The sequence below is a fragment of the Streptomyces sp. NPDC054961 genome (genome assembly GCF_053609145.1).
In genome coordinates this window covers 299,038-317,198 of record NZ_JBSGWY010000003.1, presented here as the reverse complement: position 1 = coordinate 317,198, position 18,161 = coordinate 299,038, and the positions used below count along the sequence as shown (strand labels likewise).

The window sequence follows — 18,161 nt, the reverse complement described above, 5'->3', positions numbered from 1 at the left end:
GAGCAGGCGCGGCGCGACGCCGCCCGGGCGGCCTACTACGCCGCCAAGGGGCAGCAGGAGAAGATCGCGATGAGCGAGGCCTGAGCCTCCTCGCACGGTGACCGCCTCCGGGCGGACACGTACCGCGGGGCCCCGGGCGCCCACCCGGGCTCCACGGCCCCCGCTCCACGGCCCCGTGCCGCGTGCTCCATACGGAAGGCCCCCGCACTCTCAAGAGAGTGCGGGGGCCTTTCGCGTACGGCTTCGGGGACGGGCTCCGCGTACGCGCTTGGGCTACGCGCCCGGGCGTACGCGGCTTCGCGGGGTGACTAGCCCTGCCAGCTGCGCGGGCCGCGGAAGCCGGGGGTGCGCTCCAGGCGGCGCCAGCCGGCCTGGGAGCGTCCGGCGCCGGTCTCGGTGGATTCGGGGGTGGCGGCGGCGCGGGCCAGCAGGATCGCGGTGATCGCGGCCAGCTCCTCGGGGGCGGCGTTGCCCTTTTCGACGCGCAGCAGGGTGTTGGTGGGGCTCATGGGTGGCAGGTCTCCTTCGCCGTTACTGCGGCGGGTTGCCGTGCTTGCGGGACGGCAGATCGGCGTGCTTGTTGCGGAGCATCGCGAGGGCCGCGACGAGCACCTCACGGGTCTCGGCGGGGTCGATGACGTCGTCGACGAGGCCGCGCTCGGCCGCGTAGTACGGGTGCATCAGTTCGGCCTTGTACTCCTTGACCATGCGCGCGCGCATGGCCTCGGGGTCTTCGGCGTCCGCGATCTGCTTGCGGAAGATGACGTTGGCGGCGCCCTCGGCGCCCATCACGGCGATCTCGTTGGTCGGCCAGGCGTAGGTGAGGTCGGCGCCGATGGACTGGGAGTCCATGACGATGTACGCACCGCCGTAGGCCTTGCGCAGGATCAGCGAGATCCGCGGCACCGTCGCGTTGCAGTACGCGTACAGCAGCTTGGCGCCGTGGCGGATGATGCCGCCGTGCTCCTGGTCGACGCCCGGCAGGAAGCCGGGGACGTCCAGGAGGGTGATGATCGGGATGTTGAAGGCGTCGCAGAGCTGGACGAACCGCGCCGCCTTCTCGGAGGCGTGGATGTCCAGTACGCCGGCCAGGTGGCCGGGCTGGTTGGCGACGATGCCGACGACCTGGCCGTCCATCCGCGCCAGGGCGCAGATGATGTTGCGGGCCCAGCGCTCGTGGATCTCCAGGACGTCGCCTTCGTCGACGAGCTCCTCGATGACCTTGAGCATGTCGTAGGGGCGGTTGCCGTCGGCGGGCACCAGGTCCAGCAGGACCTCCGAGCGCCGGTCGGCGGGGTCGTCGGTCTCGTGGACCGGGGGGTTCTCGCGGTTGTTGGAGGGGAGCATCGTGATGAGGTAGCGGACCTCGGAGATGCAGGTCTCCTCGTCGTCGTACGCGAAGTGCGCGACGCCGGAGGTCTCGGCGTGCACGTCCGCGCCGCCGAGGCCGTTCTGCGTGATCTCCTCGCCGGTCACCGCGCGGACCACGTCGGGCCCGGTGATGAACATCTGCGAGGTCTCGCGGACCATGAACACGAAGTCGGTCAGCGCCGGGGAGTACGCGGCGCCGCCGGCGCAGGGGCCCAGCATGACCGAGATCTGCGGGATGACGCCCGAGGCCTTGGTGTTGCGCTGGAAGATGCCGCCGTAGCCGGCGAGGGCGGAGACGCCCTCCTGGATACGGGCACCGGCGCCGTCGTTGAGGGAGACCAGCGGGGCACCGGCCGCGATGGCCATGTCCATGATCTTGTGGATCTTCGTGGCGTGGGCCTCGCCCAGGGCGCCGCCGAAGATGCGGAAGTCGTGGGCGTAGACGAAGACCGTGCGGCCCTCGACCGTGCCCCAGCCGGTGATGACACCGTCGGTGTAAGGCTTCTTGGCCTCCAGGCCGAACCCGGTCGCGCGGTGGCGGCGGAGCTGTTCGACCTCCTTGAAGGAACCCTCGTCCAGCAGCAGCGCGATGCGCTCGCGGGCGGTGAGCTTGCCCTTGGCGTGCTGCGCTTCGGTCGCCCGCTCGCTGGGGCCGCGCCGCGCCTGCTCGCGCAGGTCGTGCAGCTCGGCCACGCGCCCGCGGGCGTCCGTCGGCTCGCTCGGAATCTGGTCCACAACGGTCATGTACCGACCTTACGAAGCGCGACCCCGAAAACCCTCCGTCGAATCCACACAGTGTCGGATGTCTTCCGCTGTGCGGCCCGGACAGAACCACGGAGGGGCGAGCGGAGATCACCAGTCGGGACCCACGTCCTTTGTGGACATCCCACAAGGGCCCGGGGAATCACGATGCGGGCCCGTAGAAGTTGAAATTTGAACGGAATGGGTCTAGTGTCTTTCTTGTTGAACATTGAACTACTACCGAGCAGCACCCTTCCGAGGAGGAAGTCATGGGTCTCTTCACCCGCCGCGCCCAGCAGTCCCAGGTCCAGGACGGTGCCACCGCGAGCTCCGCCGCCACCGCCGTGGCCACGCTCGAAGTGGACCCGGCGCTCGCCGCGCTCACCGGCGACTACGTCATCGACGCCGCCCACAGCAGCATCGGCTTCACCGTCCGACACGCCATGGTCACCAACGTCCGCGGCTCCTTCGCCGAACACGAGGGCGCCCTGCACCTGGACGGCCGCGACCCGTCCCGCTCCACCGCGTCCATCGAGGTGAAGATCGCCTCCGTCGACACGGGCATCGGCGACCGCGACAACCACCTGCGCTCCGGAGACTTCTTCGACGCCGAGGCCTTCCCGCTGATGACCTTCCGCTCCACCGAGGCGGCCCAGCTCGGCGGCGACGCCTACCGCATCACCGGCGAGCTGACCATCAAGGACGTCACCCGCCCGCTCTCCATCGACCTGGAGTTCAACGGCTCGGCCACCGACCCGTACGGCAACGAGCGCGTCGGCTTCGAGGGCTCCGCCGAGATCCTGCGCTCCGACTGGGGCCTGACCTGGAACGCGGCCCTGGAGACCGGCGGCGTGATGGTCAGCGACAAGGTGAAGCTGACCTTCGACATCTCGGCGATCAAGCAGGCCTGAGCCGGCGGGCCGCCACCGGCCGGCCCCGGGGGCGACTCAGAAGTCGCCCCCGCCGAAGTCCCCGCCCCCGTCGAAGCCGCCTCCGCCGCCGAAGTCCCCGCCGCCGAAGCCGCCCCCGCCGAAGTCCGAGGGGTTGAAGTCGGCGCCGGAGACGTCCCCGCCGCCGAAGCCGCCGCCGTCGAACCCGTTGCCGCCGCCGAAGTCCGAGGCGTAGGCCGGGCTGGACATCATCGAACCGAGCATCGTGCCCATGAGCAGGCCGGGCAGCATGCCGCCGCCGAAGTAGCCGCCGGCCCAGGGACCGTACGCCGGGCCGGCGTCGTAGTAGGGGCGCGGACCGTGCTCGGTGTCGACGGTGCGGACCGCGGGGTCCTGGCCGTCGCGCAGCCGCACGGCGTCGGCCGCGCAGACCGGCACCGTACGGGCGGCGCCGCCCGCCGGGGCCCAGGTCGCGTCCTCGGTGCTCGGCCCGTGGCGCGGGTCCAAGAAGCAGGGCGCACGGCGCTCGGGCAGCGGCCGCCCCTGCCGGCGCGCGTCGAGGCGGGCCAGGGCGTACCGGCCGTCCTCCAGCGCCTGGGTGACTCCCTTGACCTCTTCGGGGTGCTGCACCGAGGCCATGATCTGCTTGGCCTGCTCGTACGAATCCAGGCCCTTCTCGTAGTCCGCCCGCATCGCGTCGTCCGCGCCGGGCTCGCCCGGATGGAAGTCGAGGCGGTCGAGCTCCTCGCCGAAGGCCGTGATGTCCTCGTCGACGACCACGCTCAGCCGCGCGATGGCCTCGCGGCGGGTCTCTTCCTTCTTCTTGCGGTTGCGCTTGACCAGCATGTACGCGCCGCCGCCGCCGACCGCGGCCAGGGCGCCGAGGCCGATCAGGGCGCCGACCGGGGCGCCGCTGTCGGCTGCCGCGCCGCCCCAGGAGGCGGGGGCCTTGCCCTTGGCCTGCGCGAGGGCCTGGTCGACGAAGCGGTTGAGCTCGGTCGTCGCGTCGACGGGGCCGCCCGCCTTGGAGGCGTCGACCAGGTTGCGGACCGCGTTGTTCGGCATGACCGCCCGGTCGGCGCCGGCGTTGAAGCCCTCCCCGAGCCGGATCGCGTAGAGCCCGGTGACGCCGGTCTCGGTACGGATCGTCTTGAGCACGGTGGCGGCGGGGAATTCGGCGGTGGCCGGCAGCACGGCGACGAACACCGGCTTCCCTGCGTCCTTGATCTTCTTCGCGAGCGCCTCGGCCTGCGCGGGCGGCAGTTGCGCCTCGGCGCGGGGGTCTACGTAGACCGGGCCCTTCTTGAGGGCCTCCGCCACGGTCGCGGTCCCGGTGTCCGCCGACGCCTGCGGGGCGAGCGCGAGCGCGCACACCGACAGGGCCAGCAGCAGACCGGCCAGCAGCCGGCCGGAGTGTACGGAGATATGCCTGGTCCTCATAGCCATGACGCTACCCGAACGGGTGCAATCCTGTGTGAGCTGGACATAAGGGCCAAGCGGCCCGCGCCGCCGGGGCCCCGCCCCTCCCCCGCGGCGCCGCCCCGAAAGGGGCGGACCTCGCCGGGCCGAGGCCGGGCGAGGTCCGGGGCGACGGGCGGCGACGAGCCGCGCGGACCTACTCCGCGGGTTCGACGCCGGCGTGGAGGAGGCCGAAGGTGAAGGCGTCCTCCAGGGCCTGCCAGGAGGCCGCGATGACGTTCGGGGCCACGCCCACCGTGTTCCACTCGCGGCTGCCGTCCGTGGTGGTGATCAGCACGCGGGTCGTGGACTCCGTACCGTGCTTGCCCTCCAGGATGCGGACCTTGTAGTCGATCAGCTCGAACTTCGCCAGCTGCGGGTAGAACCGCTCCAGCGCCACCCGCAGCGCCCGGTCCATCGCGTTGACGGGGCCGTTGCCCTCAGCGGTGGCGACGATCCGCTCGCCCTTGGCCCACAGCTTCACCGTGGCCTCGTTGGCGTGCGTGCCGTCGGGGCGGTCCTCGACGATGGCGCGCCAGGACTCCGTGCGGAAGTACTTGCGGGCCCTGCCCTCCGCCTCCGCGCGCAGCAGCAGTTCGAAGGAGGCGTCCGCGGCCTCGTACGTGTAGCCCTGGAGCTCCCGCTCCTTGACCCGCTCCACCACCCGCGAGATCAGCGCCCGGTCCCCGCCGAGATCGACGCCGAGCTCCTTGCCCTTGAGCTCGATGGAGGCCCGGCCCGCCATGTCGGAGACCAGCATCCGCATGGTGTTGCCGACCCGCTCGGGGTCGATGTGCTGGTACAGGTCCGGGTCGACCTTGATCGCGGAGGCGTGCAGGCCCGCCTTGTGCGCGAAGGCGGACACCCCGACGTAGGGCTGGTGCGTGGACGGGGTCAGGTTCACGACCTCGGCGATGGCGTGCGAGATGCGGGTCATCTCGGCGAGCGCGCCCTCGGGGAGGACGGTGCGCCCGTACTTGATCTCCAGCGCGGCGACGACGGGGAAGAGGTTGGCGTTGCCGACCCGCTCGCCGTAGCCGTTGGCGGTGCACTGGACGTGGGTGGCGCCCGCGTCCACGGCGGCCAGGGTGTTGGCCACGGCGCAGCCGGTGTCGTCCTGGGCGTGGATGCCCAGACGGGCGCCGGTGTCGGCGAGCACCGTCGCCACGGTCGCGGTGATCTGCGCGGGCAGCATGCCGCCGTTGGTGTCGCACAGGACGACGACGTCGGCGCCGGCCTCGTGGGCGGCCCGTACGACGGACTTCGCGTACTCGGCGTTCGCGCGGTAGCCGTCGAAGAAGTGCTCGCAGTCGACGAACACCCGGCGGCCCTGGGCGACCAGGTGGGAGACGGTGTCGCGGACCATCTCCAGGTTCTCGTCGAGCGTGGTGCGCAGGGCGAGTTCGACGTGCCGGTCGTGGGACTTGGCCACCAGCGTGATCACCGGGGCGCCGGACTCCAGCAGGGCGCGGACCTGCGGGTCGGTGGCGGCCGAGCCGCCCGCCCTGCGGGTCGCGCCGAAGGCGACGAGCTGCGCGTGCTTGAAGTCGATCTCCGTGCGGGCACGGGAGAAGAACTCGGTGTCACGGGGGTTGGCGCCCGGCCAGCCGCCCTCGATGAACCCCACGCCGAAGTCGTCCAGGTGCCGGGCGATCGTCAGCTTGTCCGCGACCGTGAGGTTGATGCCCTCACGCTGGGCGCCGTCGCGCAGGGTCGTGTCGAAGACGTGGAAGCCGTCGTCGGGGCCCGAACCCGGCGAAGTCGGCCCAGTCGCCTCTGTCGTCGTCATGCTGATCTGACTCCTGTCGGATGAGTGGTTGCCGAAGGACCGCCCCGGGGCAGGCCGCCGCCACTGCCCCCATCATCGCGCGCTGCCCGTTCCGGCACGTTTGGTGCCGGAAAACGAAAAAACCTCTCGCGGGTGCGAGAGGTCTGCGCGCGGGTCTGGGGCACGATGCCGCCTCCGCGAAGTTCTTCCACGGTTCAGCGGTCACTGCGGACCGGCGCGCTGCTGTCCATAATCATGAGCGGAGCAGGCACGCCCGCAGTGTGCCACAGGCGTTCGCGCGCGTGGACACACGTCTCACGATACGAGCGTCTCGTCCAGGAATTCCGAGACGTGGGCCAGGATGTCGCCCCGTCCTATCCCGGGCAGGCCCACCGCGACCTGGATGCTGAACCCGTCGAGGAGGGCCCGCAGCCGGGCGGCGAAGCGGTCCGGGTCGACCGCGCGGAACTCCCCGCGCGAGATCCCCTCGGCGAGCAGCGCCACCAGGTCGCGGTGCCAGGCGCCCTCGATGGCCGCCTGGCGGTCCCGCTCCCCCGGCCCGGCGTTCTGCGAGCGGTTCCAGACCTCCAGCCACAGCGTCCAGTGCGGGTCCCGGGCCTCCCGGGGCACGTAGAGGTCCACGTACGCCTGCAGGCGTCCGCGCACCGGGCCGAGCCGGGACAGCAGGGCGCGGCGTTCCGCGCCGAGGGCCGCCTCGCTCCACTCCAGGGTCTGCAGGAGGAGCTCGTCCTTGGTGCGGAAGTAGTAGAGGATGTGGCCGCTGCTCATCCCGACCTGGCGGCCGAGCCCGGCCATGGTGAGGCCGTCGAGGCCGCGTTCGGCGATGGTGGCCATCGCGGCGGCCAGGACGTCCTCGCGCGGCGGCGCGTTCTTGCGCGCGGCTCTCGTCTCACCCGCCACCATGGCCCACTCCTCGTTCCGGTCCGCCCTCGCGGTCAGACCTTCGGCTGCTGCTGGGTGATGCAGTGGATACCGCCACCCCCGGCGAAAATCGTACGTGCGTCGACGAGCGTCACGGTCCGCTCGGGGAACAGGCCGCGGAAGATCTCCGCCGCCTCCTCGTCCCGCGGGTCGTCGAAGGCGCACAGGACGACGCCGCCGTTGCAGAGGTAGTGGTTGATGTAGGAGTAGTCGACCCACTCGCCGTCCTCCTCCAGCACGGTGGGCGCGGCGATCTCCACGACCTCCAGCCGCCGGCCCCGGGCGTCGGTGGACGCGCGCAGGAGGGCGGCGATGGTCTTGCCGCGCTCGTGGTCCGGGTGGGCCGGGTCGGGCTGGCTGTGGACCATGACCACGCCGGGGCGGGCGAAGGCGGCGACGATGTCCACGTGGCCCTGGGTGCCGTAGGTGCCGTAGTCGCCGGCCAGGCCGTACGGGAGCCAGATCGCCTTGGTGGTGCCCAGGTGGGCGTGGACCTCGGCCTCCACCTGCTCGCGGGACCAGCCGGGATTGCGGCCCTCGCCCAGCTGCACGGTGTCGGTGAGGAGCACGGTCCCCTCGCCGTCCACGTGGATGGCGCCGCCCTCGTTGACGAGCGTGGTGCTGTACGTACGGGTGCCCACCACGTCGGAGACGTGCCGGGCGATCTTCGCGTCGTGGTCCCAGCGGGCCCACTCCTGGGCGCCCCAGCCGTTGAAGGTCCAGTCGACGGCGGCCAGCTCGCCCGCGTCGTTGGTGACGAAGGTCGGGCCGATGTCGCGCATCCACGCGTCGTCCAGGTCGCGCTCGACCAGGTCGACCTCCGGGCCGACGAGGGCCCGGGCGCCGTCGGCGTCGCCGGGCGACACCACGAGGGTCACGGGCTCGTAGGCGCGCACCGCGCGGGCGACGGCGCCCCAGGCCTCGCGGGCCTCGGCGAGCTCCCGCTCGTTGGTGAAGGTCGGATTGGGGCTGGGCCAGGCCATCCAGGTGCGCTCGTGGGGCGTCCACTCGGCTGGCATCCGGAACCCGTGGTCGGCGGGCTTGGCGGCGGGCTGGTCGGCTGCGTTGGTCATGACGGGGTCCTTACTGGCGTACGGGCCGTACGGGCTCGTGAGCCGTACCGGCCCACGGGATGTACCGGCTCACAGGAAGTACAGGCGGTTGAGGGAGACCGATTCGGCCGCTTCGGAGCGCAGCGGTTCCCCGTCGAGGGAGACGAGGCCGCTGCGCGCGTCCACGTCGACCGCGCCCACCCGGGAGTTCAGGAGGAGGTCGCCGGGGCCGATGCCGCGGGTGCCGCGGACGGCGACGCGGCGCCTGCGGGTCGGCATCCGGTCGCTGCCGAGGGCCGCCGCGGCGGCCGAGACGAAGGCGACGGAGATGTCGGCGGCCGTGGCTCCGTACGAGCCGAACTGCGGTCCGAGGACCAGCGGTTCGCAGGTGTCGGTGGCGGCGTTGGGGTCTCCGGTGACCCCGAAGGCCGGGAAGCCGGACTTGAGGACCAGCTGGGGTTTGGCGCCGAAGAACTGCGGGCGCCACAGCACGATGTCGGCGAGCTTGCCGACCTCGATGGAGCCGATCTCGTGGGCCAGGCCGTGGGCGAGGGCCGGGTTGATGGTCAGCTTGGCCATGTAGCGCAGCACGCGGGCGTTGTCGTCGCCCTCGCCGTCGCCGGCCAGCGGACCGAGCTCGCCCTTCATCTTGGCGGCCATGGCGAAGGTCCGCCGGATGGTCTCGCCCGCCCGGCCCATGCCCTGGGCGTCGGAGGAGGTGATGCCGATCGCGCCCAGGTCGTGCAGCACGTCCTCGGCGCCCATCGTTCCGGCGCGGATCCGGTCACGGGCCATGGCCGCGTCGCCGGGGAGGTCGGGCTTGAGGTCGTGGACCGAGACGATCATGCCGTAGTGCTCGGCGACCGCGTCCCGGCCGAAGGGCAGGGTCGGGTTGGTGGAGGAGCCGATGACGTTCGGCACGCCCGCCATCTTCAGGACGTTGGGGACGTGTCCGCCGCCGCAGCCCTCGATGTGGAAGGCGTGGATGGTCCGGCCGTCCAGGACGCGCAGGGTGTCCTCCACGGAGAGGCACTCGTTCAAGCCGTCGCTGTGCAGGGCGACTTGTACGTCGTACTCCTCGGCCACGCGCAGGGCGGTGTCCAGGGCGCGGGTGTGGGCCCCCATGTCCTCGTGGACCTTGAAGCCGCTGGCGCCTCCCTCGGCGAGGGCCTCGACGAGCGGGGCCGGGTGGGAGGAGGAACCGCGGGCGAGGAACCCGATGTTGACCGGCCAGGCGTCGAAGGCGTTGAAGGCGTGCTTCAGCGCCCACGGCGAGTTGACGCCGACGCCCCAGACCGGGCCGAACTCCTGGCCGATGATCGTGGTGACGCCCGCGGCGAGGGAGGCCTCCATGATCCGCGGGGAGAGCAGGTGCACGTGGGTGTCCACGGCGCCCGCGGTGGCGATCATCCCCTCGCCGGAGACGATCGAGGTGCCCGTGCCGACGACCACGTCCACGCCGTCGAGGGTGTCGGGGTTGCCGGCCCGGCCGATCGCGTGGATGCGGCCCTCGCGGATGCCGATGGAGACCTTGCGGATGCCGAGGACGGCGTCGATGACCAGCACGTTGCTGATCACCACGTCGCAGGTCTCGCGGACGGCGGCGGCCTTCAGGTGCAGTCCGTCGCGGGCGGTCTTGCCGAAACCGGCCAGGAACTCGTCCCCGGGCTTCTGCGCGTCGGACTCGACCCGGACGGTCAGCCCGGAGTCGCCGAGCCGGACCCGGTCCCCGGCGCGGGGACCGAAGACGGAGGCGTACTCGTGCGGGTCGATGTGCCGGCTTCCGGGTGCGCAGTGGTCGCTGTGCTTGGTCTGCTTGCTCATTCCCGCTCTCCGCCCGCCGTGTCGCCGAGCCCCGTACCCAGGTAGCCGCAGGCGGCGGCGCGGGCCAGGGCCTCGCGCTTCGCGCCGGGCGCGTCCAGCGGCCCGTCCACCAGCCCGGCGAAGCCGATGGCGATGCGCTCTCCGCCGATGGGGACCAGGCCGACCTCGGCCTCGCCGCCGGGGTCGAAGCGGACCGAGGAGCCCGCGGGCACGCACAGGCGCATGCCGTAGGCCGCGGCCCGGTCGAACGCGAGGCGGGGATTGGCCTCGAAGAAGTGGAAGTGCGAGGTGACGCTGACCGGCACGGTGGCGGTGTTGCGCACGCGCAGGTGGACGGTGGGCTCCGGCTGGGGGGCGCCGGGGCCGGGTACGACCGCGCCGGGGGCGTTCTCGCCCAGGCTCACGGCGTCCCGGATCGGCGACGCGACCACGGCGAGGCGGGATCCGTCGTCGAAGACGGCCTCCACGTGCACCTCGGTGACCACGTCGGCCACGCCGGGAAGGACGTCGTCGTGGCCCAGCACGGAGCGGGCCTCCTCGATGGCCTCCGCCAGCCGCTTGCCGTCGCGCGCGGCCTCGCAGACGGTGTCCGCGATGAGCGCGGTCGCCTCCGGGACGTTGAGTTTGAGTCCGCGGGCCCGTCGGGCCCTGGCCAGTTCCGCAGCGCTGCGGAGCAGCAGCCGGTCGCGCTCCGTAGGGGTCAGCCGCACGCCGATCCACCACCTTTTGAGTCGATGGGTTAGAGCATCACTCTAACTCTTCGTTTCCACTCCGTGAAGCATTGACCTGGGACACAGGCTTGGGTCACATTGAGTGCCGCTCAAACAATGCGTTGCCACCCCCCGCCCTGCCAAGGGAGTCCCCCATGCCCATCGAACAGCGCGGAGTCGACACCATCCCGGAAGAGGAGAGGACGAGCGGTCCCCGTGACCTGATCTCGATCCTCCTCGGATCGAACCTCTGCCTCGGTGTGATCGTCTTCGGCTGGCTGCCCCCGTCCTTCGGACTGGGCCTGTGGCCGTCGGTCACCGCCATCGTGACCGGCACCCTCGTCGGCATCGCCTTCACCGCGCCGCTGGCACTGGTGTCCCTGCGTACGGCGACCAACCTCTCCACCTCCAGCGGAGCGCAGTTCGGCGTGCGCGGCCGGCTGGTCGGCTCCGTGGTCGGACTGCTGCTCTCGCTCGGCTACACCGCGCTGACCCTGTGGATCGGCGGCGACGTCATGACCGGCGCCCTGTCCCGGCTCACCGGGCTGCCGGACACCGGCGTGTCGCGGGCCGTGATGTACGGCGTGCTCGCCGCGTGCACGGTCGTCGGGGCCGTCTTCGGCTACCGGCTCCTGCTGCGCATGAGCAAGATCCTCTCCGTCGGCATGGTGATCCTGCTGGCCGTCGGCGTCTTCGCCTACGCCCCCGGCTTCACCACCGCCGCCCCGCCGGACACCGCGTACCTGCTCGGCTCCTTCTGGCCGACCTGGCTGCTCGCCGCCGTCGCCGCCGGGCTCAGCGGGCCCGTCGCCTTCATCACCCTGCTCGGCGACTACACCCGCTACATCTCCCCCCGCCGGCACGGCTCCCGCACGGTGCTCTGGTCCACCGCGCTCGGCCTGCTCGTCGGCCTGCTGATCCCGCAGCTCTTCGGCACCTACACCGCGCTGGCCGCCCGCGCCGCCACCGAGTACGCCGGTCCGCTGGTCGACGCCGCGCCCTTCTGGTACCTGGTCCCGCTGCTCGCCGCCGCCGCGGCCGGCTCGGTCGGCAACGCCGGGCTGATGCTCTACTCGATGGGCCTCGACCTCGACGCCATCGTCCCCAGGGCGACCCGCACCACGGCCACCGTGATCGCCGCGGCCGTCGCCACCACGTTCGTGTTCGTCGGCTCCTTCGAGTGGGACGTGCAGTCCGCGATGACCTCGTTCGTCCTGCTGCTGACCGCGATCGGCACCCCGTGGGCCGTCATCACCCTCATCGGCCACGTCCGCTGCCGCGGCCGCTACGACGCCGACGCCCTCCAGGTCTTCAACCGCCGCTCGGTCGGCGGGATCTACTGGTACCGCTCCGGCTGGAACCCGCAGGCCACCGCCTCCTGGGCGATCGGCGCCGGCGTCGGCCTGCTCGCCGTGACCACCCCCTTCTACGAGGGGCCGCTGCTGGCCCTGACCGGCGGCGTGGACTGCTCCTTCGTCCTGTCGGGCCTGGCCGGCGGCCTGGTCTACGTGGCCCTGACCGCTCGCGCGGCGGCCGTCACCGCCGGGGCTCCCCCCGCCTCGGAGGAGCCGGTGGCCGCGTAGCGACCGTCTCGCGGGACACCTGGCGGGGCCCCGGCGGGCGGCCCGTACGCGGGAAGGCCCCGGCCCCGGGATCCCGGGGCGGGGGCCTTCCCGCGTACGGGCCGGGTACCGCTAGCCGAGCGGGTGCATCCAGCCGTGGGTGTCGGCGGTGTGGCCGGTCTGGAGGTCCAGGAGCGCCTTGCGGAGCTTCATGGTGACCTCGCCGGGCTCGCCGTTGCCCTGGGTCCAGCCGGCGCGCTCGGACTTGACCGAGCCGACCGGGGTGATGACCGCGGCGGTGCCGCAGGCGAAGACCTCGGTCAGGGTGCCGTTCTCGTTGTCCCGCTTCCAGTCCTCGGTGGTGATCCGGCCCTCTTCGGCGGTGTAGCCGAGGTCGCGGGCGATCGTGAGGAGGGAGTCGCGGGTGATGCCGGGAAGGAGCGAGCCGGTGAGCTCGGGGGTGACGATGCGCCGGGTCCCGTCCTCGTCCGCGTAGACGAAGTACAGGTTCATCCCGCCCATCTCCTCGATCCAGCGGTGCTCGACGGCGTCGAGCCAGACCACCTGGTCACAGCCGTGCGCGGCGGCCTGGGCCTGCGCGACGAGGGAGGCCGCGTAGTTGCCGCCGGTCTTGGCCGCGCCCGTGCCGCCCTTGACGGCGCGGACGTACTCCTCGGAGAGCCAGACGGAGACGGGCTTGACCCCGCCCGGGAAGTACGCGCCGGCGGGCGAGGCGATGACGATGAAGAGGAACTCGTTGGCCGGGCGGACGCCGAGGCCGACCTCGCTGGCGAACATGAAGGGCCGCAGGTAGAGAGAGGCCTCGCCGGAGTCCGGCACCCAGTCGCGGTCCTGCTTGATGAGGGCGTCGCAGGCCTCGATGAACAGCTCGGCCGGCAGCTCCGGCATCGCCATGCGGCGGGCGGAGGCCTGGAAGCGCGCGGCGTTCGCCCCCGGGCGGAACGTGGCGACGGTGCCGTCGGGCTGCTTGTAGGCCTTGAGGCCCTCGAAGATCGTCTGCGCGTAGTGCAGGGTCATGTTCGCCGGGTCCATCGACAGCGGCGCGTAGGGGACCAGCTCGGCGTCGTGCCAGCCGCGGCCCTCGGTCCACTTGACCGTGACCATGTGGTCCGTGAAGTGGCGGCCGAATCCGGGGTTCGCCAGGATCGCTTCGCGCTCCGCGGCGGACAGGGGGTTCGAGGAGGGCTTCAGCTCGATCGTGGGCGTCGTCATGAGTGCGTGTCCTTCACCGGTTGTGTATGGCGGACCGCGCTCACGGCGTACTAGGACGTCCGAGCTTCCCCGTATTCCGCGGCCTCGCGTTCGATTATCGCGCGGGAGGAGCCTTCGGTGAAACGGGGCGATTGCGGCCCAGGGGAGATGGTGGCACCCGGGGCCGCACAGGAAAAGCCGCCGGGTGCGGTGATCGCGACCCGGCGGCTTCCTCGAGGTGGGGCTACCGGGTCAGCCGGCTACGCGAGCGGCGAGGGCGTCGCCGATCGCGTCGGTGGAGCGGAAGGTGCCGTCGCGTTCGGCCAGGTCGGCGGAGACCGCGTCCTCGATGCGCAGGGCCTGGGCCTCGTAGCCGAGGTGGCGCAGCAGGAGGGCGACCGAGAGGATCGTCGCGGTCGGGTCGGCCTTGCCGGTGCCGGCGATGTCCGGGGCCGAGCCGTGGACGGGCTCGAACATGGACGGGAAGGCGCCGGTCGGGTTGATGTTCCCGGAGGCGGCCAGGCCGATTCCGCCGGTCACGGCGGCGGCCAGGTCGGTGAGGATGTCACCGAAGAGGTTGTCCGTGACGATGACGTCGAAGCGTTCGGGCTGCGTGACGAAGAAGATCGTCGCGGCGTCGACGTGCAGGTAGTCGGTGGTGACCTCGGGGTACTCCCGGCCGACCGTGTCGAACGTGTTCTTCCACAGGTGGCCCGCGTACACGAGGACGTTGTTCTTGTGGACCAGCGTCAGCTTCTTGCGCGGGCGGGCGTTGGCCCGCTCGAACGCGTCGCGGACGACGCGCTCGACGCCGTACGCCGTGTTGACGCTGACCTCGGTGGCCACCTCGGCGGGGGTGCCGGTGCGCAGGCTGCCGCCGTTGCCGGTGTACGGGCCTTCGGTGCCCTCGCGGACCACGACGAAGTCGATCTCCGGGTTGCCGGCCAGCGGGCTGGCCGTGTTCGGGAGGAGCTTCGACGGGCGCAGGTTGATGAAGTGGTCGAAGGCGAAGCGGAGCTTCAGCAGCAGACCGCGCTCGAGGACGCCGGACGGGACCGACGGGTCGCCGATGGCGCCCAGCAGGATCGCGTCGTGGTGCTTGAGGGCTTCGAGCTCCGCGTCGGGGAGGGTTTCACCGGTGCGGTGCCAGCGCTGGGCGCCGAGGTCGTATTCCTTGGTCTCCAGCTTCACATCCTGGGGCAGGACCGCGGTAAGGACCTTGAGGCCCTGAGCCACGACTTCCTGGCCGATGCCATCACCGGGGATCACTGCGAGATTGATGCTGGTCGACATGGTGCAAACCGTACTCCGTGTCCCATCCCTCAGACATATGGCGTCCAAGATGTGGACGCGATACGCCTGAGGGCCGGGCATCCGGGCTACGGCGACGCGGTCAGTGACCGGTCGAGCCGCCGTTGTCACGACGGTCCAGCGCCCGCTGGAGGGCGGCGGCGGCGTTCCTGCGGTCGGCGTCCGCGGCGGCGGAGCGGCGGACCCGGCTGGCGGAGGCGGTGGGGGTATGGGTGTGCGTCATGGTGATCGACTCCTTGAGATCACGGCGTGGCGGGGCCACGGATGAGGGGTTCCTTCAAGGCGCCGGAAGAGGCGGGGAGCGATGCGCGGCAGGGGTGGCCTGCAACAGGGCGCGCGCTCTCGACCGCCATTCGCCGGATCGGCGAGACGTTCGGCTTCTACAAAGTAAGCCAGCCCCCGCTGTATGTCTCGGCAATTACTCGGACTTCCTACTATCTGAGACGCACACCCCCTCAAAAGGCCCCGGCCCAGAGGCTCCGCTTCAGACCCTGGAGCAGCGGAAATCCCTGATCGGAGCCCTGCCGACGGGAGCCGGAGCCGATTCCGTGGTGGTGACGTATCCCACCCGCCCCACGGGCCCCGAAAGGCCCAGATCGGTGATCCGGGCGGCCTCGGCGGCCTCACCGGCCGCCCCGGCGGCCCGGACCGTACGCGAGCCGCTCGGCCCGGAGCGGGCACGGGTCCGCCGGCACGGATTCGCCGCACGGGTTCGCCGCGTGCGCACGCCGCGTGCGCGCCGCATTGGTTCGCCGTCACACCAATCCGGGGAACGGGCTCGAGGACCTGCTCGCCCCGCACCGGCGCGGCGGCCGGACCGGCACCGGAACCGCCGTTGGGCAGGGATTCGATCACCCGGCGGACGTCCTCCGGCGTACGCCCCGAGGAGATATCCCGGGCAAAACGCTCGTACGGAGCAACGGCCGAATCCGGCCGACCGGATGTTCACCGAGTTCTTACCGCACGGATGTAGACCTTTGGCGCGGCGGCCGCCACTCTTGCGGGCAATGTGCCAGCGGGGCACTCGAGTTGGAGGCGAGAAGCCAGTGACACCGATCAGCCGCAGAGGGTTCGTGGGAATCGGGGCCGGGCTGATGGCAGGGGCGGCCATCCCCGCGATCGCACCGACGTCGGCGGCCGCTGCCGCCTCGTCCGGCACGATCACCGATGTGAAGCACGTGGTGATCCTGATGCAGGAGAACCGCAGCTTCGACCACTACTTCGGCAAGCTGAAGGGTGTCCGCGGCTTCGGCGACCGCGCCGCCGGCAACATCCCGGGCGGCTGGGGCATGTTCAACCAGCCCAACTGGGGCGGCCGTCAGTACCCGTGGAAGCTCAGCTCCACCCCGCCGGTGGGCGGTGTCGACGGCGAGACCCTCGCCCAGTGCAACGGCGACCTCCCGCACAGCTGGAGCTCGCAGCACGCGGCCTGGAACAAGGGCCGCATGGACAACTTCGTCACCGGCGTCGGCAACACCCGCACGCTCGGGTACCTCGACCGCGGCGACATACCGTTCCACTACGGCCTCGCCGACAACTACACCATCTGCGACGCCTACTTCTGCTCCACCCTCAGCGCGACCGGCCCCAACCGCACGTTCCTGTGGAGCGGAAAGGTCGACGCGGGCAGCAAGGACGGCGGCGACGAGTCCGGGCTGACCTGGGAGACGTACGCGGAGGCCCTCCAGCGCGCCGGAATGAGCTGGAAGGTCTACCAGAACGCCCAGGACAACTACGGGGACAACGGGCTCGCCTACTTCAAGAAGTTCACGGACGCCGCCCCCGGCGACCCGCTGCGGGAGCGGGGCATGGGCTCCGTCCCCAAGGTCACCGGTTCCACCCCCGACGACATCGCCGCCGCCATCCGCGCGGACGTCGTCGCCGGCACCCTCCCCCAGGTCTCCTGGGTCGTGGCGAGCGAGGCCTTCTCCGAGCACCCGTACGCCCCGCCCGGCGACGGCGCGCACTTCGTGGACCTGGTCTACCGCGCGCTCTCGGCGAACCCGGAGGTCTTCGACTCCACCGTCCTCTTCCTCAACTACGACGAGAACGACGGCTTCTTCGACCACGTCCCGCCGCCGGTCGCGCCGCCCGGCACGCCCGGCGAGTACATCGACGGCACCCCGATCGGGCTCGGCTTCCGCGTCCCGATGATCGTGATGTCCCCGTGGACCCGCGGCGGCTGGGTGAGCTCCGAGGTCTTCGACCACACCTCCGTGCTGCGCTTCATGGAGACCTGGACGTCGGCCCTGGGCACCCCGGCCACCTGTCCGAACATCAGCGCCTGGCGCCGCAAGGTGACGGGCGACCTGACGGGCGTCTTCGACTTCGCGCACCCGGTCTACGGGGTCCCCGCCGGCCTCCCGTCGACCGCCAAGGTCATCGGCCAGGCGACCTGCGGTCCGCTCTCCAACCCGGTGCCGCAGGACAACGCGCTGCCGGCGCAGGAGCCAGGGACCCGGCCCGCGCGGGCCCTTCCGTACCAGGTGAACGGGAACCTGGACCGCTTCGAGTTCGGGGCGGCGGGCAAGATCCTCGCCTGGTTCTCGATGACGAACGCGGGCACGGAGGCGAAGCGGGCGGCGCACTTCTCGATCCACCCGCACCAGCACCGGGACACGGCGGCCTGGCAGTACACGGTGGACCCCGGCGCGACCTCGACGGACTACTTCAACATCGGGCTCGGCAGCGGCTCCGGCAAGTACGACATCTCGATGTACGGACCGAACCGCTTCCTGCGGCGCTTCATCGGCGACGCGTCCAAGGCGGGCAAGGCGCTCGAGGTCGCCGCCCGCTTCGCGATCGAGCCCGGCACGGGCAAGACGGCCCTCTACTTCAAGATGACCAACTCCTCGGGCTCGCCGGTCACCTTCACGATCCGCTCGAACGCCTACCGCACCGACGGCCCGTGGACCTACACCGTCCCGGCGAACTCCTCCCGCGAGGACTACTTCAACGCGGTGGCCTACAGCAACGGCTGGTACGACTTCACGGTCCTCGTCGACGCGGACGGCACCTGGTCGCGCCGCTACACGGGCCACATCGAGTCGGGCGCGCCGAGCATCTCCGGGTCGTAGCAGCCGGTTCTCACGGGCCCGTGGCCTCCGAACGGCACGGGCCCGTGGCTACAGGACGTCCCCGTCGCGCCAGTCGAAGCGCAGGGGCCCGGCGGTGGGGTCGAGCAGCACCCCGCCGCCGGGCGGCACCCACACGTACGTGGACCCCTCCTCCTCCGCGAGCCGCGGGGGGGCCGGCGGGCCCCCCCCCCCCCGCGCCCCCCCCCCCCCCCCCCCCCCCCCCCCCCCCGGGCCCCCCCCCCG

14 protein-coding genes are annotated in these 18,161 nt (G+C 71.7%); 3 read left to right on the top strand and 11 right to left on the bottom strand.

The features are described 5' to 3' along the window. Positions 1 to 308: 308 nt before the first annotated feature. Positions 309 to 509, bottom strand: a complete 201-nt coding sequence (locus tag ACWF9Z_RS05525; RefSeq protein WP_453597735.1) for an acyl-CoA carboxylase subunit epsilon — start codon at positions 507 to 509, stop codon at positions 309 to 311. Positions 510 to 531: 22 nt separating this feature from the next. After that, positions 532 to 2,115 carry an acyl-CoA carboxylase subunit beta gene (locus tag ACWF9Z_RS05520; protein ID WP_453597733.1) on the bottom strand — a complete coding sequence of 528 codons (1,584 nt, stop codon included), beginning with the start codon at positions 2,113 to 2,115 and terminating at the stop codon, positions 532 to 534. A 266-nt stretch (positions 2,116 to 2,381) separates the two neighbouring features. On the opposite strand from ACWF9Z_RS05520, the gene ACWF9Z_RS05515 reads away from it, so the two are divergent. After that, positions 2,382 to 3,023 carry a YceI family protein gene (locus ACWF9Z_RS05515; protein ID WP_453597731.1) on the top strand — a complete coding sequence of 214 codons (642 nt, stop codon included), beginning with the start codon at positions 2,382 to 2,384 and terminating at the stop codon, positions 3,021 to 3,023. A 36-nt stretch (positions 3,024 to 3,059) separates the two neighbouring features. Here ACWF9Z_RS05515 and ACWF9Z_RS05510 read toward each other — a convergent pair whose 3' ends face one another. The 6 genes from ACWF9Z_RS05510 to ureA form a co-directional block, all read right to left on the bottom strand. Next, on the bottom strand, positions 3,060 to 4,442 hold the full coding sequence (locus ACWF9Z_RS05510) for a hypothetical protein (RefSeq protein WP_453597729.1): 1,383 nt from the start codon (positions 4,440 to 4,442) through the stop codon (positions 3,060 to 3,062). A 175-nt stretch (positions 4,443 to 4,617) separates the two neighbouring features. Beyond that, on the bottom strand, positions 4,618 to 6,249 hold the full coding sequence (gene cimA, locus ACWF9Z_RS05505; RefSeq protein ID WP_453597727.1) for a citramalate synthase: 1,632 nt from the start codon (positions 6,247 to 6,249) through the stop codon (positions 4,618 to 4,620). 294 nt (positions 6,250 to 6,543) lie between these two features. Next, positions 6,544 to 7,152, bottom strand: coding sequence for a TetR/AcrR family transcriptional regulator (locus tag ACWF9Z_RS05500; protein ID WP_453597725.1), 609 nt, complete (start codon positions 7,150 to 7,152; stop codon positions 6,544 to 6,546). 32 nt (positions 7,153 to 7,184) lie between these two features. After that, a complete protein-coding gene (locus tag ACWF9Z_RS05495) occupies positions 7,185 to 8,243 on the bottom strand; it encodes an agmatine deiminase family protein (protein WP_453597723.1) in 1,059 nt (352 codons plus the stop codon). Between the two features lie 69 nt (positions 8,244 to 8,312). Next, positions 8,313 to 10,046, bottom strand: coding sequence for an urease subunit alpha (locus ACWF9Z_RS05490; protein ID WP_453597721.1), 1,734 nt, complete (start codon positions 10,044 to 10,046; stop codon positions 8,313 to 8,315). Next, the gene (ureA, locus tag ACWF9Z_RS05485; RefSeq protein WP_453597719.1) at positions 10,043 to 10,756 is read right to left on the bottom strand and encodes an urease subunit gamma; all 714 of its coding nucleotides are present in this window, start codon (positions 10,754 to 10,756) and stop codon (positions 10,043 to 10,045) included. Before ureA ends, ACWF9Z_RS05490 begins: the two co-directional genes overlap by 4 nt. A gap of 155 nt (positions 10,757 to 10,911) precedes the next feature. On the opposite strand from ureA, the gene ACWF9Z_RS05480 reads away from it, so the two are divergent. Then, positions 10,912 to 12,339, top strand: coding sequence for a cytosine permease (locus ACWF9Z_RS05480; protein ID WP_453597717.1), 1,428 nt, complete (start codon positions 10,912 to 10,914; stop codon positions 12,337 to 12,339). Positions 12,340 to 12,450: 111 nt separating this feature from the next. On the opposite strand, the gene ACWF9Z_RS05475 is transcribed toward ACWF9Z_RS05480, so the two are convergent. The 3 genes from ACWF9Z_RS05475 to ACWF9Z_RS05465 all read right to left on the bottom strand — a co-directional run bounded on the left by ACWF9Z_RS05475 (position 12,451) and on the right by ACWF9Z_RS05465 (position 15,064). Continuing rightward, a complete protein-coding gene (locus tag ACWF9Z_RS05475) occupies positions 12,451 to 13,551 on the bottom strand; it encodes a branched-chain amino acid aminotransferase (protein WP_453597715.1) in 1,101 nt (366 codons plus the stop codon). Positions 13,552 to 13,782: 231 nt separating this feature from the next. Continuing rightward, positions 13,783 to 14,823, bottom strand: coding sequence for a 3-isopropylmalate dehydrogenase (locus tag ACWF9Z_RS05470; RefSeq protein WP_453597713.1), 1,041 nt, complete (start codon positions 14,821 to 14,823; stop codon positions 13,783 to 13,785). Between the two features lie 100 nt (positions 14,824 to 14,923). After that, the gene (locus ACWF9Z_RS05465) at positions 14,924 to 15,064 is read right to left on the bottom strand and encodes a hypothetical protein (protein ID WP_453597711.1); all 141 of its coding nucleotides are present in this window, start codon (positions 15,062 to 15,064) and stop codon (positions 14,924 to 14,926) included. Between the two features lie 823 nt (positions 15,065 to 15,887). Between ACWF9Z_RS05465 and ACWF9Z_RS05460 the strand changes: the two genes are divergently transcribed. Next, on the top strand, positions 15,888 to 17,918 hold the full coding sequence (locus ACWF9Z_RS05460) for a phosphocholine-specific phospholipase C (RefSeq protein ID WP_453597709.1): 2,031 nt from the start codon (positions 15,888 to 15,890) through the stop codon (positions 17,916 to 17,918). Positions 17,919 to 18,161 lie beyond the last annotated feature (243 nt).